Origin of the sequence: Azotobacter salinestris (assembly GCF_009363155.1) — a bacterium.
GTDB classification, from domain to species: Bacteria; Pseudomonadota; Gammaproteobacteria; order Pseudomonadales; family Pseudomonadaceae; genus Azotobacter; species Azotobacter salinestris.
In genome coordinates, this window is the sequence record NZ_CP045302.1 from 4,440,245 (window position 1) to 4,455,210 (window position 14,966).

The 14,966-nt window shown below is 65.8% G+C and carries 15 protein-coding genes; 7 read left to right on the plus strand and 8 right to left on the minus strand.

Features of this window, described 5'->3' with window-relative positions; genetic code table 11:
- From crtY to fni, 3 genes are read right to left on the minus strand one after another with little or no spacing between them, the layout of a single operon-like run.
- Positions 1-1,170, minus strand: a complete 1,170-nt coding sequence (crtY, locus tag GCU53_RS20880; RefSeq protein ID WP_152389289.1) for a lycopene beta-cyclase CrtY — start codon at positions 1,168-1,170, stop codon at positions 1-3.
- Entirely contained in the window at positions 1,157-2,440 is a 1,284-nt protein-coding gene (locus GCU53_RS20885; protein WP_152389290.1) for a glycosyltransferase, read from the minus strand. Before GCU53_RS20885 ends, crtY begins: the two co-directional genes overlap by 14 nt.
- A 16-nt stretch (positions 2,441-2,456) precedes the next feature.
- Entirely contained in the window at positions 2,457-3,500 is a 1,044-nt protein-coding gene (fni, locus tag GCU53_RS20890; protein WP_152389291.1) for a type 2 isopentenyl-diphosphate Delta-isomerase, read from the minus strand.
- A gap of 141 nt (positions 3,501-3,641) precedes the next feature.
- Between fni and GCU53_RS20895 the strand changes: the two genes are divergently transcribed.
- From GCU53_RS20895 to GCU53_RS20905, 3 genes are all read left to right on the plus strand, one after another.
- Positions 3,642-4,544, plus strand: a complete 903-nt coding sequence (locus tag GCU53_RS20895; RefSeq protein ID WP_152389292.1) for a polyprenyl synthetase family protein — start codon at positions 3,642-3,644, stop codon at positions 4,542-4,544.
- A gap of 74 nt (positions 4,545-4,618) precedes the next feature.
- Positions 4,619-5,185, plus strand: a complete 567-nt coding sequence (dcd, locus tag GCU53_RS20900; protein WP_152389293.1) for a dCTP deaminase — start codon at positions 4,619-4,621, stop codon at positions 5,183-5,185.
- Positions 5,186-5,308: 123 nt separating this feature from the next.
- Positions 5,309-5,518 carry a hypothetical protein gene (locus GCU53_RS20905; protein WP_152389294.1) on the plus strand — a complete coding sequence of 70 codons (210 nt, stop codon included), beginning with the start codon at positions 5,309-5,311 and terminating at the stop codon, positions 5,516-5,518.
- 25 nt (positions 5,519-5,543) lie between these two features.
- Here GCU53_RS20905 and GCU53_RS20910 read toward each other — a convergent pair whose 3' ends face one another.
- On the minus strand, positions 5,544-6,215 hold the full coding sequence (locus GCU53_RS20910) for a phosphoribosyltransferase (protein ID WP_152389295.1): 672 nt from the start codon (positions 6,213-6,215) through the stop codon (positions 5,544-5,546).
- A 4-nt stretch (positions 6,216-6,219) separates the two neighbouring features.
- Positions 6,220-7,557 carry an erythromycin esterase family protein gene (locus GCU53_RS20915; protein WP_208845354.1) on the minus strand — a complete coding sequence of 446 codons (1,338 nt, stop codon included), beginning with the start codon at positions 7,555-7,557 and terminating at the stop codon, positions 6,220-6,222.
- A 177-nt stretch (positions 7,558-7,734) separates the two neighbouring features.
- Here GCU53_RS20915 and GCU53_RS20920 point away from each other — a divergent pair, with 177 nt between their 5' ends.
- Entirely contained in the window at positions 7,735-7,974 is a 240-nt protein-coding gene (locus GCU53_RS20920) for a hypothetical protein (RefSeq protein ID WP_152389296.1), read from the plus strand.
- A 99-nt stretch (positions 7,975-8,073) separates the two neighbouring features.
- Here the strand turns inward: GCU53_RS20920 and GCU53_RS20925 are convergent, their stop codons facing one another.
- The 3 genes from GCU53_RS20925 to GCU53_RS20935 form a co-directional block, all read right to left on the minus strand.
- The gene (locus GCU53_RS20925; protein ID WP_152389297.1) at positions 8,074-10,605 is read right to left on the minus strand and encodes a penicillin acylase family protein; all 2,532 of its coding nucleotides are present in this window, start codon (positions 10,603-10,605) and stop codon (positions 8,074-8,076) included.
- Positions 10,606-10,724: 119 nt separating this feature from the next.
- Positions 10,725-11,180 carry a DUF2489 domain-containing protein gene (locus tag GCU53_RS20930; protein ID WP_152389298.1) on the minus strand — a complete coding sequence of 152 codons (456 nt, stop codon included), beginning with the start codon at positions 11,178-11,180 and terminating at the stop codon, positions 10,725-10,727.
- A gap of 6 nt (positions 11,181-11,186) precedes the next feature.
- A complete protein-coding gene (locus GCU53_RS20935; protein WP_208845356.1) occupies positions 11,187-11,684 on the minus strand; it encodes an LEA/WHy family protein in 498 nt (165 codons plus the stop codon).
- A 178-nt stretch (positions 11,685-11,862) separates the two neighbouring features.
- On the opposite strand from GCU53_RS20935, the gene GCU53_RS20940 reads away from it, so the two are divergent.
- The 3 genes from GCU53_RS20940 to tnpB all read left to right on the plus strand — a co-directional run bounded on the left by GCU53_RS20940 (position 11,863) and on the right by tnpB (position 14,915).
- Positions 11,863-12,399, plus strand: a complete 537-nt coding sequence (locus GCU53_RS20940; protein ID WP_152390001.1) for a hypothetical protein — start codon at positions 11,863-11,865, stop codon at positions 12,397-12,399.
- 1,860 nt (positions 12,400-14,259) lie between these two features.
- Complete coding sequence (gene tnpA / locus GCU53_RS20950; protein ID WP_152389299.1) at positions 14,260-14,583, plus strand: IS66-like element accessory protein TnpA; 324 nt, start codon at positions 14,260-14,262, stop codon at positions 14,581-14,583.
- Positions 14,580-14,915, plus strand: coding sequence for an IS66 family insertion sequence element accessory protein TnpB (gene tnpB, locus GCU53_RS20955; RefSeq protein ID WP_152389300.1), 336 nt, complete (start codon positions 14,580-14,582; stop codon positions 14,913-14,915). Before tnpA ends, tnpB begins: the two co-directional genes overlap by 4 nt.
- Positions 14,916-14,966: the final 51 nt, after the last annotated feature.

The following is a 14,966-nucleotide window of genomic DNA, read 5'->3' on the forward strand; positions in this document are numbered from 1 at the left end:
TCAACTCCCTTGTCGATGCAGGTCCCCGGCCAGCGCCGCCCGCAGCGCCTGGTCGAGGGGCACCGGCGGCTTGCCGGCGAGGATGCGCAGTTTGTCGCCGGCATGCAGACGGCCGGCGTAGAAGCGCCGGATCAGAGCCTCCGGCAGGCCGTAGAAGCGCTGCATGACCCGCCAGCGGTCTTCCGGCGCGCCGGCGAGGAACAGCATGCGGTTGAGCAGGCGGAAGAACCCCTGGCGGCGCCACTCGGCGCGCAGGGTCGCCTGGATTTCTGTAGCCAGACTGGCGGCGTCGAGCTGCGGCAGGGCGGCGATGCGCTCGGCCAGGCGCACCGCATGCGGCAGCGAGTAGCCGGTGGTGGCGTGAAACAGGCCAGCGGCCAGACCGCTGCACGGCTGGGCGCCCATTTCCCGGCAGAAGCCCTCGAGATCGCCGCTGAGGATGATAGGCAACACGCCTTGTTCCTCGCGCAGTACCTCCAGGATGCACCAGCCATGCTGCGCAGAGTAGTCGTCGATCTGCGTGCGCAGGGTCGCCGGTGCCAGGCTCGCGCCGTCGGTGTAGTAGGTGTCCTCGATCAGCAGGCGGTCGGGGCCGAAGGGCAGCAGGTAGACGAACCGGTAGCCTTCGCGCTGGGCGACACCGGCGTCCATCAGCACCGGCATGTCCAGCCCGTGTGGCGCCGTCAGGCGTACCTCGCGGCCGAGGAATTTCTGGTAGCCGAGCGCCAGGTGCGGACTGGAACGCGGGCCGCGGCCGTCGATCACCGCGCGGGCACCGAGGCTGCTGCCGTCCGTCAGCTCCACCCGTTGCGGATTCAGGCTGTGCACCTTGTTGCCCAGCTGCACCTGACCGACGAGGCGTGCGCACAGCTGGGCATCGAAGTGCGTGGAGGTGATCGACGCATAGCCGCTGCGCAGGATGCGCCGTCGCTCGGGAAAGCGCACTTCGTAACCGGGCCAGCGGTGACTCACCAGCGGCGCCAGCCAGGCGTGCTGTTGTGCGGTCAGATCATCCTGATGGAACGACCAGGTGTGATTGCCGCCGAGCACCGGGCCCCGTTCCAGCAGCAGCAGGCGCAGCGCCGGGCGCAGCTCGGCCAGACGCCAGGCGATCAGGCCGTTGGCCAGGCCGCCGCCGACCAGGATGAGGTCGTAGTCAGGCCGCGGCATGGAGAACCGGCCGGCCGCTTTTCAGCACCGCCTCGACGATGTCGGCGGCGCGTTCGACGCCGCCCGCCTGCCGCGCCTCGGCGCCGATCCGGGTGGCATGCTCGGCGAAGGCCGGCTCGTCCAGTAGCCGGCGCAGCAGGCGACGCAGCCTGCTGCGCCGGGCCAGCAGCGGTGAGGCACGCAGCCCGGCGCCGGCATACACCACCCGGGCGGCGATCGCCGGCTGATCGAAGGCGATCGGCAGGGCAAGCATCGGCGTGCCGGCGACCAGGGCGTCGAGCACGGTGTTCAGTCCGGCATGGGTGATCGCCACGTCGGCTTGGGCCAGGGCCGCACACTGCGGGGCGAAGTCGGTCACCCAGGTAGCGCCCGCCGCGTGCAGTGCACGCACCTGGCCGGGGTCCAATCGGCCGCAGTGCGCCAGCAGGAGTTGCAGATCCAGGTCGCGACAGGCTGCGGCCATACGCCGAAACAGGCCGAAACGGCCGCCCTGCAGGGTGCCGAGCGAAGCGAAGACGAACGGCCGCCCAGGGTCGATTGGCAGGTCCAGCGGCGCCGCACCCTGGTTCGGTGAGCGCAGCGGGCCGACCGGGTGGAAGTGCGCCGGGGCCTCCTGGCGCGGAAAGTCGAAGCCGGCGAGGGTCTGGCTGATCTGGGCGAAGGGCGACAGGCACTGGTGCAGGCTGTCGCGCGGCGGCAGGCCGAAGGCCTCGGCATGCCTGGCGATGATCCTCCCATGGGGCCGCATCAGGTAGTCGTAGACCCGGCTGCTGCTGCGGTTGAGATGCTTGCCGAAGGGTGAGACGGCATAGCCCCAGGGCATCACCGGCAGCGGCAGGCGCGGCTCGCGGTTGACCGGCAGGGCGCAGGCCACCGAAACCCAGGGCAGGCCCAGGTATTCGGCGAGCAGCCCGCTAGCGGCCTCCATCTGGTCGGCGATCAGCGCCTCGACGCCGAGCGCGCGCAGCAGCTGTGGTCCTTCGCGGCAGAGCATGTCGGTGCCGTGCGCCATGTCCTGGATCACCCTGCGCAGGCCGAACGGGGCGCCGGGATGCCCGGCATGGGCGATGAGCGTGGCGAGCGAGCCGGGCGGATGCGAGGCCTGGCCGAGGGCGGCGAACTCGACCTGCGGCTGGCGCAGCAGGGCGCGGGCATCCTCCTGCTGGACGAAGGTGACCCGGTGCCCGCGCATGATCAGGCATTCGGCCAATGCTTCCAGTGCCCAGAAATGGCCGGCGAAAGGTGGTGCGATGACGGCGAAGTGGCTCATCCTTGAACTCCAGCTTCTAGTGCGGCGGCGCTGCCTGCCGTATGCGCGCCAGGCGCAGGGCCGCCAGGTCCGCCGAGCCGGTGCAGAAGCAGGCGATGCGCAACTGCTCGATGATCACGTTGAAGTGCTCGATCACCGCCTCGCTGGAGTGCAGCGCGCCGGACAGCGCGGCGGCGGCCTGCCCAGCCAGATCGGCGCCCAGGCGGATCGCCTTGGCCACATCCACGCCGTCGCGTATCCCGCCCGAGGCGATCAGCGGCGTCCCCGGGCACGCCTGGCGCACCTCGCGCAGCGCCTCGGCGGTGGGGATGCCCCAGTCGGCGAAGGCCAGCGCGACCTGCTTCCGGGCCGGGGTGCGCGCCCGTTGCGCCTCGACCGTGACCCAGTTGGTGCCGCCGGCGCCGGCGACGTCGATCACCGCGACGCCGGCTTCGACCAGGCGCCGCGCGACCGGGGCGCTGATGCCGGCGCCGACCTCCTTGACCACCAGCGGCACCTCGAGGCGGGCGGTGAGCCGGCCGATGGCGTTGAGCACGCCGCGCCAGTCGCGGTCGCCTTCCGGCTGCACGGCTTCCTGCAGTGGATTCAGGTGCACGATCAGGGCGTCTGCCTCGAGCATGTCCACCGCCCGCCGTGCTTCCTCCAGGCCGAAGCCGGCAGCCAGCTGCGCCGCGCCGATATTGGCCAGCAGCGGCACGTCCGGGGCCAGCTGGCGCAGCTGCCGGGTCAGGCCGTGGTCGGCGCCGGTTTCCAGGGCGATGCGCTGGGAGCCGACGCCCAGGGCGATGCCGAGCGCCTGTGCCGCTTCGGCCAGATGCCGGTTGATGGTCGCCGCCCGCGCGGGACCGCCGGTCATGGAGCTGATCAGCAGCGGCGCACGTAGGGGGCGGCCGAGGAAACTCGTGCCCAGATCGATCTGCTGCAGGTGCAACTCCGGTAGCGCGCAATGCTCGAAGGCAAAGGCGGCGAAGCCGGTATTGCCGTGCCGATTGGTCCGGGCCGGGTCGAGGACGATATCCAGATGGTCGTTCTTGCGCGCCGCCAGTTCGTCTCCTGCCATCGCTGTTCCCTGGTTCGGTGGAGTGGGACTGCGGGGTCGGGAAATCTTTCCGTCAGGATTGTACAGAATTAGAAATATGTACAAGAATTTTAGCATTCTTTCTTCCGCCCGCCTTTTCAGAAAACGGAGTTTCTGGACCTTATGGCAACTTCACTTGTGCCACCCCAAGGTGACACCTTCGCCGGCGACCTCGGCGCGCTGCGTGGGCGGATCGACCGGCGCCTGGCGCATCTGCTGTCCACTTCCGCGGATGAGAGCGACTTGATCGGCACGGCGATGAAGGCTGCGCTGCTCTCGCCTGGCAAGCGCGTACGTCCGCTGATAGTGGTGCTGGCAGGAAGCCAGCTGGGCGCCCGCGAGGCGCCGCTGCTGGACCTGGGGTGCGCGCTGGAGATGGTCCATGCCGCCTCCCTGGTGCTCGACGACATGCCGTGCATGGACGATGCGCGCCTGCGCCGGGGCCTGCCGACCGTGCATGTGCGCTTCGGCGAGGATATCGCCGTGCTGACGGCGGTGGCGCTGCTCGGCCAGGCCTTCAAGGTGATTTCCAGTGCGTCCGAGCTGCCGTCGTTGCTGCGTACCCGGCTGGTCGGCGTGCTCGCCGACGCGGTGGGGGCGCAGGGGCTGGTGCGCGGCCAGTATCAGGATCTGCGCGAAGGCGGCCGGCCGCGCCGGGTCGGCGAGATCGCCGAAACCAATCACCTGAAGACCGGGGCGCTGTTCGCCGCGGCCCTGGAGATGGCGGCTCAGGTCGCGCATGCCCGCGATGACGTGCGCATGACCCTGCGCGAGGCGGCGCTCGAGCTGGGGCAGGCCTTCCAACTGTACGACGACCTCTGCGACCGCGCGTCGGATGCGCCACTGCGCAAGGACCTGGGCAAGGATGCCGGCAAGTCGACCCTGGTCGCCCTGCTCGGGCAGGAAGCGGCCAGACAGCGTCTGTACGGGCACGTGCAACGCATCGATACCCTGCTGAGTGGCGTGTACGGGCCGGATTGCCTGCTCCTGCGGCTTCTTTGCCTGCTGTTTCCGCGTCTGTACTAGGCCGGCGGCTGGCGCTTTGAAGGCGTCGGGACAGCCGTTAATATGCGCACCTCATTTTTTGCAGGACTGCCGTCATGACCATCAAATCGGACAAGTGGATTCGCCGCATGGCCCGGGAGCAGGGCATGATCGAGCCCTTCGTCGAGCGCCAGGTGCGCACCGAGGGCAGCGAGCGGCTGATTTCCTACGGCGTGTCCAGCTACGGCTACGATGTGCGCTGTGCCGACGAATTCAAGGTATTCACTAACATCCACTCGGCTACCGTCGATCCGAAGAACTTCGACGAGAGGAGCTTCGTCGACGTCAAGGGCCCGGTCTGCATCATTCCGCCGAACTCCTTCGCCCTGGCGCGCACCGTCGAGTACTTCCGCATCCCGCGCAACGTGCTGACCATCTGCCTGGGCAAAAGCACCTACGCGCGCTGCGGCATCATCGTCAACGTCACCCCGCTGGAGCCGGAATGGGAGGGCCATGTGACCCTGGAGTTCTCCAACACCACCACCCTGCCGGCGAAGATCTACGCCAACGAGGGCGTGGCACAGATGCTCTTCCTCGAGTCCGACGAACCCTGCGAGGTGTCCTACAAGGACCGCGGCGGCAAGTATCAGGGGCAGACCGGGGTGACCCTGCCGAAGGCGTGAGTGGCAGCGGCATCGCTGTCATCGGACTTTCGGCGGGCTCGGGGAATTACTCCGCTCCGGCGGACTCTACCGACTGTAGCCATCGGGCCGGCAGCGTGCCGTCCCTCACAGTCGGAGGTCGTCATGGAAATCCGTCATCACAGCGAACCCCTTCCCCAGCCCTCGGTGGCAGCGCAGGCATTACCCGGCCGGCCCTGGATGGCCAGTAATCCTTCCGGCGATCCGGAACCGGGCGTGCCGACGCAGCCCCATGAGCCCGGTGTGCCGACGCAACCGACCGAGCCGGGAGAGCCGACCCGGCCGGACCAGCCTCCGCCGGCGCCGGTGGCCTGAGCGCCTGCCCAAGCACAGCACCCGTTCACCGGGCGCTGTGCCGCGCTTCCGCCAGCAGGCCGACGACTTCCTGGTCGGTGGTTTCGGCGAAATCGCCATAATGTTGCGCGATCGAGCCAAAGGGCTCGGGCATGGCCAGGCAGACCAACTCGTCCACCAGCAGCTGCAGGTCCTTGGCGACTTCCCGGGGAGCGACCGGCACGGCCAGGATCAACTGCGCGGGAGCGGACTTGGCCAGGCCCTTCAGGGCTGCCCGTACGCTGCTGCCGGTGTCGATGCCGTCGTCCACCAGGATCACGTAGCGTCCGGCCACCGGTATCGGCGGCTCGCTGCAATACAGCCGTCGGGCACGCTCCAGCTCCTGCAGCTGACGCTGCATTTCCTCCTCGAACCAGCCGGACGGCGGGCGCACCTGGCGCATCACTTCCTCGTTGACCACGAATTGCGGATTGGCGCCGTCGATCACCGCCCCGAGCGCAAGCCCGCTATGTCCGGGCGCGCCGATCCGACGCACCAGCAGGATGTCCAGTTCGGTGTGCAGCATCCTGGCGGCTTCGAAGGCGACCGGGACACCGCCGCGGGGCAGGGCGAGCACCAGCGGACGGTTCGCCGCATGGGGCATCAGCGCTTCGGCCAGCTCCAGGCCGGCGCTGCGGCGATCGAGGAACAGGTGGGAGGCGTGGCTGGTTCCATGCATGGGGTCATTCTCCGAACGGGTAGGTTTCGGCCTGCCCCACCTGCGGCTGGCGGGGCCCCAGGGGCGTGACGGCGCGGGTTTTCTCCAGCCAGATCCAGGCATCGAACTGTTCGGCCAGCACGGCTTCGAAATAATGGCTCTGGCGCTCGCTCTCGGGTCGGTAGATCACGCCGATGGCGCGTTCCAGCAGGGTCTGGGAAAGGACCGCACGCAGTTCGATGGGGGCGTCGTCACGCCAGTCGGTGAGCGAGGCGGGGATGCCGGTCTGTAGGAACAGGTGTTCCCAGCTGTCCGGGCGCGACGGACGGACCTGCTTGATGCGCATCGGCTCGTCCCATTCGTTGGCGCACGCCACTTCGCCGCGGTCGGTGCCCATGCCGATCAGCACGGCATCCCTGCCCCATGCGGTGCGGCTCAGTTCGCCGATGTTGAACTCGCCGGCCCAGCCCATGGCCGTTGCGTCGGCATTGCCGATGTGCGAATTGTGCGCCCAGACCACCGCCCTGGCCTCGGGACTGCGGTGCTCCAGCAGATGACGCAGGGTGTCGAACATGTGCCGATCGCGCAGGTTCCAGGAGGCGCTGGAACCGTGGTACATGATCCGGTAGTAGTGCTCGGCAGCCCGCACCACGCGGGCGTTCTGGGCGGCGTCGAAGAAGTCCTCGCCATCCTGGCCGAGGGCCGCCAGGCGCAGCTCGAGCAGGCTGCGCAACTGCTCGATCACCGCCTCCTCGCAGGACTGGCGGCCATAGAGGACATCGCGACCGTAGCGGGTCGGTGCATCCTTCCAGGGCATTAGACAGCCGTAGCGCTGGCGTGCGGCCCGGGCAGCCTGGGTGTCGATCTTGTCCAGGTAGTCCAGTACCGCGCCGATCGAGGCGCCCATGCTGTAGACATCCAGGCCGCGGAACTCGACGCGCCGTTCGTACGGCAGGTCCCGGTTGAAGCGGCTCAGCCAGTCGCAGAATTCGGCGACCTCCAGATTGCGCCACATCCAGATTGGAAAGCGCTGGAAGGCCTGGCGCTCCCAGTCGGGACGCTGCTGCCGGCGCACCTGGCGATCGATCTGGGCGGCGTCCGGCCAGTCGGCTTCGACAGCGACGATGTTGAAACCATGCCGCTCGATCAGCCGCCGGGTGATCGCCGCGCGGGTGCGGTAGAACTCGGAGGTGCCGTGGCTCGCCTCGCCGATCAGCACCACCCGGGCATCGCCATAGCGGTCGAACAGGCTGGGGAACGCCTCGCTGTCGAGCGCAGGCAGGGAAATGGCATGACGGCGCAGCACTTCCACGTGCTCCCGGACTTCCGGCGAGGCAGAGCGGGTCTCGAAAGGCTTTCTCATGCAGGCCTCCTGAAGGCCTGTCCCTGCGGACGGGCCCGGGACAGGCGTTGGCAGGATTCTTCAGAAAGCCTAGCCACATTTGGCCGACTGGCGAACTGTGCGAAGGGGGGCTAGTCTGACTCTTAACTTGGATTGGAATGCCTATCCGCATCAGTGGTTGGAACGGAGGAGCAAGACATGGCTATTTGGTCGATTACATTCAACAAGGACGGTAATACGGTCAAGATGGTGACCGAGTCAGTGGCCAAGCCAACCGTGGAGGAAGCTAGTCAGAAAGTGCTGGAACTGGCGCGGCGTGAGGGATTCGAGCCTCAGGACAGGGAAGGCGGTAGCGCGGGAAACGGGGCCAAGGAGCCGGCAGTGCAACTGTTCGAGCGCTATGGCATTACCTTGAGTGGCATCTTGAAGACGGGGTGAGACGCAAGGTTCTGTCTTAGGTGTTCATCCCCGGTCGCCAGCGGCGATGACGGCCGGGGGTTGCTGCTTTTTCGCCATCAAGTTCCCATCCATTCAAGCCTACGGCACCAGCAGCAGACGCTGGTTGCCGTAGGTCTTGTCCAGATTCTCCGCCTTGAAGGGAAAGCTCATGTAGCGCCCTTCGAGCCAGGCATCGATCCCATCCTTGTAATGCGGACTGGCCGGATTGCCGGATTGGCCGGTACTGTTCAGCCCGAGCATGGGCTCTTCGCGTGCGAAGTCGACGACGATGCGCATGGCCGGAATCAGCTGGCTGTCGAAGTCCTGCCCCCAGCGATAGGCAGAAACGTTCAGCGTGCCATGGTCGCCACCGGCGGGATCGGGCGCTCGGTTCAGGTAGTCGTCGAGCGCGTGGATGGCGGTACGCTGCCGCGCGCCGAGGTAGGGGGCCAGGCGGGTGCTGTCGCTGATCCACCGGTAGCGGTGCAGCTTGCCCCATTGCCAGGCGCCCCGATCGCTGCCGAGCCGGCTTTCCAGATGCTGTACGGCGGCCGCCAGGCTGCGCGCGAGAATGGCCGGCTTGTCTTCGGTCTGTGCGGTGGCGATGTCGTCCCAGAAGGGGCTTTCCTCGCGGCCGAGCAGGTGATCGGCCTGGGCCGAGTAGGAAAGACCGGACATCTGCAGCAGGGCATGCCAGGCGTGGCTGTCGTCCGGGCCCAGTTCGTCGAGGAAGATCTGGCGCGCACTTTCCTGCAGGAAGGCACTGTACAGGGCTGCATCCGCCGAGCCGGCCGCGAGCCGGCCATCGAAGGCGAGCAGCCGGGCCAGGGCTTCGCGAGCCCGGTCGCGCGCGGCCGGCGGCAGGGCATCGATGGCCTGACGCAGCGGCCCGGTCATGCCCGGCGCTTCGAACATGGCCTTGAGCTTGCCAGCGAAAGGCGTGGTCTGGTCGTACTGCATGGCGATCATGCTCTGCGCATCGTGGCGACCGCGGCCGGCCAGCTCGGCGATGCGCTCGGCGCGCTCCGGGTAGTACCAGGTGCTGGACAGTTGCATGCCATAGCCGCGCGGCACCGTGCGCTGGTTGGCGGTACCCAGCCAGCCCTGCGCCGGGTCCTGGTCGTAGGGGTGCAACATGGGATCGGCGAAGCCGTCCCAGTCGTAGGCGCTGTCCCAGCCCGGGGAGGGCAGGAGGCCGAGGCCGCCGCGGCGATTGGGGTAGCGTCCGGTCACCTGCCAGCCGATGTGTCCGGCATCGGCGAACATCAGGTTCACCGCCATGGCGCGCAACTCGCCGGTTGCGGTGAAGGCCTCGTCCACCGAGCGGGCGCGGGAGAGCTGGAAGAAGGCATCCAGGCTGCGATCGTCGTCGAACGAAAGCGTCTGCAGCGCCAGCCCATGGCCGCTTTTCAGCGACAGGGGCTGCAGCGGATGCTTGCGCTCGCCGAGCACGCTGTTCAGCAGCGGGCCGTGGCGGGTCTCGTAGAGCGTTTCGCGCACCGCTTGTGCGCCCTTGACGAGAAAGGTCTCCTGACGCGCACGAGCAGGTAGCCACTTGCCATCGGCCAGGTAGTGGAGGCGTCCGCCTTCGCTCTTGATCCGCTCGAGGAAAAGGTCCTGGGTATCGGCCATGACCATGGTCATGCCCCAGGCCAACTGGCCGTTGAAGCCGACGATCACCGCCGGGATGCCGGCGACAGAGACGCCGGCGGTCTGGCGCTGTGGCGTGCGGACATGCACGAAGTTCCACAGCGAGGGCAGGGTGGACGGCAGGTGGGTGTCGTTGGCCAGCAGGCTCTTGCCCAGCCGGCTGCTGCGCGGTGCGATCGCCCAGTTGTTGGAGGCGGCGACGCCGAGCATGTTCAGGGTGGCGATCTGTCCGGCCGTCCGATCGAGAGCGCTGAGGCCGGGGATCTGCCCGCCGAGATCGAGCCCCTTGAGCTTGTCCGCCTCCGCCTCCGGCAGGGGGTCGTCAGGGTAGATCGGCGTCAGCCAGGCGAGCCGTTCCGCTCCGACCTTCTGTGCCAGCGCGAGCGCGGCAATTTCCTCCTGCAGATTGGTCGACAGGCCGAAGTTCAGCAGACAGAACAGCAGCACAGAGTCCTCGGCCTTCCAGTATGGCGGCTGGTAGCCGGACTCGGCCAGAGCCATGGGCAGTCGGTCGCGGTGGCGGAACAGGAAGGCATTGACCCCCCGGGCATAGACCTCGAAGTCCTGCTTCAACCGGGGCGAAGCATTGCGGTAGAGCGTCTCGGCATGGCGCCGGAGGTCCATCGCGCGCATGAAGCGGTCGATATCGAGGACGTCCGGACCGAGCATCTCGGCCAGTTTCCCTTCGGCCACCAGGCGCAGGCCGACCATCTGGCCGAGACGATCGCTGGCGTGCACGTAGCCGAGGGCGAACAGGGCGTCGTGCTCGTTGCGGGTTTCGATCAGCGGCATGCCGAGGGCGTTGCGCCGTACCACCACGGTGTCCGCCAGTCCCTGGATGCGCAGCATGCCCTGCGCGGGCGGCAGGCTGTCCGCATAGCGCTTGTCTACCATCGACTGGCAGCCGGCGAGAACGAGCAGGGCGGCGAGCCCGGCAGCGAGGGGCAGGCGGGACAGGGGTCGAAACGGGCGCAGGCGCATGCGGCGGCTTCCTTGGGGCATGGGGTCGCGAAAAGACGGGCAGGCCGGCGACTTGGGGTACGGGAATGGGCGCCTAAAGTAGGGAGCCGGCCGGTGACTTGCAAGCTGGCCGAGCTGTCTCAGCGACCCGTGGCCAGCCCTTCCTCCAGCAGCCAGCGGGCACTGCCGCGGGCCGCTGTCTTGTGCTGCAGCTCGAGGCGGCTGAACAGCGCCTCGTACTGACGACGCTCCGTTCTGCTCAGGGCCTTCCAGGCCTCGTGCGTGGGGATGTGGGCAGTGGCCTCGCCAAGCTCACGAAAGACCTGCAGGTGCTCGCTCTGGTGCAATTGCGGGTCGTAGTGCTCGAGCAGGGCTCGGATGCGGATGGCCCCCTCGATCAATGGCAACTGCCCATCGAGCAGGCTGCCGGCGAGGATACGCAGGTGCTCGGCGAGTTGAGCCCGGCGCTCCTGCTCGGCAGCCTTGCGGGCCTTCTCGCGCAGCCATACCCGGCGCCAGAGGACGACGGCCACGACGCTCAGGGCAAGCACGATCAGCAGGGCGGCCAGCAGCAGACCGACAATCAATGGATTCATGGGTGATCAGTCCCGGATATAGTCGCCAGGGGTTATCTCGCCATAGCGGGAAACCAGCACGCGGCGTCCGAACAGAAGCCCTGTCTTGGCCTTGCCCTGCAACTGGTACTGGATTGGCTGGTCGGGTTCTTCCAGCAGCTTGACGATGCGCTTCATGTGTCGCCAGAGGTTGGTCGTGACCAGGACGTCGAACTCCTCGCGACCGCGGGCGGGTACGGTGAACCACTTGCTCGACTCACCCTTGGCGAGGCGGATATCGTTCAGGAACACTTCGTAATCCAGGCCGCGGATCGGCAGGCTCGCCCAGTTGGGATTGTCGACGCGAAAGCGCAGAATGAATTGCTGCTCCAGCAGGCGGGCCTTGACGACATCGACCTTGACCAACTGGACGTCGGGATCCTTGAAGGCCCCGGTCACCCAAGTAGAGCAGCCGGCAAGGCCGGATAGCAGACCGAGCAACCCCAACAGGCCTAGAATTCTTGTGATATGTGCCTGGAAAAACATGCTGAACTCCAAAGGGGGCCTCAGTGTAACAAGCAGCTCTCTGGCTGCAACCTTTGCCGGATCGCCCGGAAGGCGCGGGATGATCTGCTTCGCAGAAGTCCCTCCTGCAAGGTTCCCGAGCTTTTTGGTCGAAAAAAACTGCGCCATACTGCCCGACGATTGGGGCATGAGTATGACCATGAGCCGCTATCGGATCGTTTTTTCCGGCCAACTGATGCACGGAGTCTCTCGAGAGCAGGCGCAGGCCAATCTGGCCAGGCTGTTCCGTGCGGATGCCGCACGCATTGCCGCGCTGTTTTCCGGTCGGCGCATATCCCTCAAGGACAATCTGCAGGCCGATGAGGCCGAGAGATACCGAGCCGCGCTGGAGCGCGCCGGTGCCCTGGCGGACATTCTGCCGATGGAGGCGGTGGAGCCGTTTGCTCCAAGGCAAGAAACCGACCTTGCCACGCCACGTCCCGAACCTGCCCGCAAGCCTCTCGTGGTCGTGCCACGAGACGTCTACATGGCGGCCTTCAATGCCGTCGAGGCGCCAGACTTCGGCATCGCTCCGGTGGGAACCGAGTTGCTGGAGCCGCGAACCGAAGAGTCGCCACCGCCTCTGGATCTGAGCGGTCTGAGCCTGGCGCCGGTCGGCAGCGACATGGAACAGGTCCCGGCGCGGTCGGTCGGCGTGCTGCCCGATATCTCCCATCTTCGCCTGGAAGCACCCTGATCCGGGGGCGCTTGTGCCCCATCCGGACAGGGGGCATGCACCACTTCTTTGAATCGTCACCGTATACATCCGATATCCGGGATGGGAAATGGCGAGGCGACGAGTGTACCTCAACAATTAAGAATTATTCTCAAATATTGGTGTCCTGCTGCAGTCGGCAGGCATGGAATGTCCGTCCAGACCCAGGCGGGATCGGTTGTCATGGCCATGGGTCGTCTGGCATTGAAGGCCCGGGCAGGGCATGGGATCGAGGCCGCTGGCGCCTGGTTGCGCGCGCATGCCGGGTTGAGCGGCTTGCCTTGAGGGGCGGAAGGTCGGTGATTTTGGTGGAGAGTACGGAGATGCGGTTCCTCGGGACGAACAAAAAGCGACAAGAGGTCGTCTTGTCGCTTCATGTTCTTGCTTTCCTCCATGGGGCCATCATCCTGATGGAGCCGCTATCCTGCGACTGTTCCCATGGCCTTCATCCCTAGCAGCCTTCATCGGTCCCTCGATGCCGATGAAAGTGAATCTAACGAAGTGGCCGCCTCGGATAAATTGGAAAAGCTCCTGATCTTTTGTAAGTGATGGCTTACAGCGCGACCTGCATGCAGCGATGCTCAGCGCAAGTGTCCTTGGCAGGAAAATTTATCTTCGACAAAGGCCTTGTTGGTTTCCCTCGTGTTTATCCAGGCTCTAAAATCTAGAGCTTCCCTTGGGAAGCTCTGCAATTTGTCCTAATCAGGAGCGTCACGTGCCTAATAAGAAAATAGACGCCATCAAGCTATCTAACATGATCGATCAAAACTACAGTCCAAACTTGGGAATTGTCTTGCGAAATCTGTTCGCCCTTGGATGTCTGCTGACGAGCCAGGGCAGGATCAAGGAGGGGCTCAGAGTTTGCCATGATGTAATCAACGCCCTCGACCAGAGCGGGAGCAGCAGCTACCTTGGCCGACTCATGGCTGCCTTGCTGGCCGACCCCATCCGTATCGCCCGGGAGGTCGGGCCATCCCACGAACTGCTGGCTCTCTTTCCGAGTGACAAGGCCTGGAGTTCCGGGCCTCCGACTGGAAGCCGATAGTCAGGCCGAACTCAAGAATTGAATGATCGTTGGGGGCTGGATATACGCCAGCCTGGCTTTCAATTCAGATCGCTCTGATGGGGCTTGATTAATGGTGAGGCTTCAACTACTTGATTCGATCGACTTCAAGGATTTCATAACTCCACAACTATCCCGGGGTGTTGTAGTGCTCCGTTGCCTCGGAGTAGCTGTATCCTATCTTGGACACTCTTCCCAAGATGGGAGTATCAAGCCGAATGGCGCTCCCGGGCTCTTGATCCAGATTGCAATGATTGCCAAGGGCGAGAGGCAGGGGCCGGGGAGAGTGTCGAGTGTTTTCTCCATGGCGGGCCGGCGGGAGATTGAGATGCGCCGCGAGCCATTTGTCTCGATGGCTCGGCCCTTGCCGGCTTCATGGCCGGGAATTGAAAGCGGCACGGTTGCGCTGCCCGAAACGAAGCGGGCAGCATTCGCACGCATCGCCTGATGGGCACCTCTAAAAACACCCACCTGAGCTAGGTCGAGCAGTGACGAACCCAGCGCTTGGCATCCGTTGACCGGGTTGATGTCTCGCAGAAGATCCTGCTGCCGGTCGCGGTATGCAACCGGCGACCTGACTCAGGCCATTTCCAGCAGTCTCGACATCCGCTTGAGGTTGTAGACCGCCGATTTGACCACCAAACCGAACTCCGCCCGGACCAAGAAGCCAATGCTCCGTAAGCGTCCGGCCAAGTCATCTGGTTTGAGCCCGCCAGGCTAAGAGATGGTGTCCACCTATTTATCGTGGACACCATCTCCAGGCTTTTAAGCGGGAAATCATGCAGCGTCGTTCCTATTCCACAGCCTTCAAGGCTCAAATCGTGCAGGAGTGTGGCCAGCCCGGCGCCTCCGTCGCCAGCGTGGCGCTGAGCCATGGCATCAACAGCAACGTTGTCCATAAATGGATACGCACGGCACGCAGCCAGGTTGAGACCCTGCCGGCGTTCATCCCGCTTGCACTGGATGCGCCCGTGCGGGCCGGATATGCCTCCCGCGCGGACATTCGCATCGATATCCCCCATCGGCGCACAACCTTGACCGTTCCCTGGCCTGCGGGCGATGCAGAGGGGTGTGCCCGGTTCGTGCGCGAGATCCTGCAATGATCCGTATCGATGCCATCTGGCTCGCCACCGAACCGCTGGATATGCGGGCCGGAACGGAAACGGCGCTGGCCAGGGTGGTGGAGGTCTTCGGTGCGGCGAAGCCGCACAACGCCTACCTGTTCGCCAACAAACGAGCCAACCGCATGAAAGTGCTGGTTCACGATGGTTTCGGTGTCTGGCTGGCCTCGCGCCGACTGAACCGGGGCCGTTTTGTCTGGCCGGGCAGTTGGCAGGGCACGCAGTTGGAGCTGAATGCCGAGCAGCTTCAGGCCCTGGTGGTCGGGCTGTCCTGGCAGCGGGTCGGATCGGGGGCCGAAATCAGCCTTTTATAGTTGGCCGTCAGGTGGTGCCTGCCGCGCAATTGACCGAACGACCTATCGTCG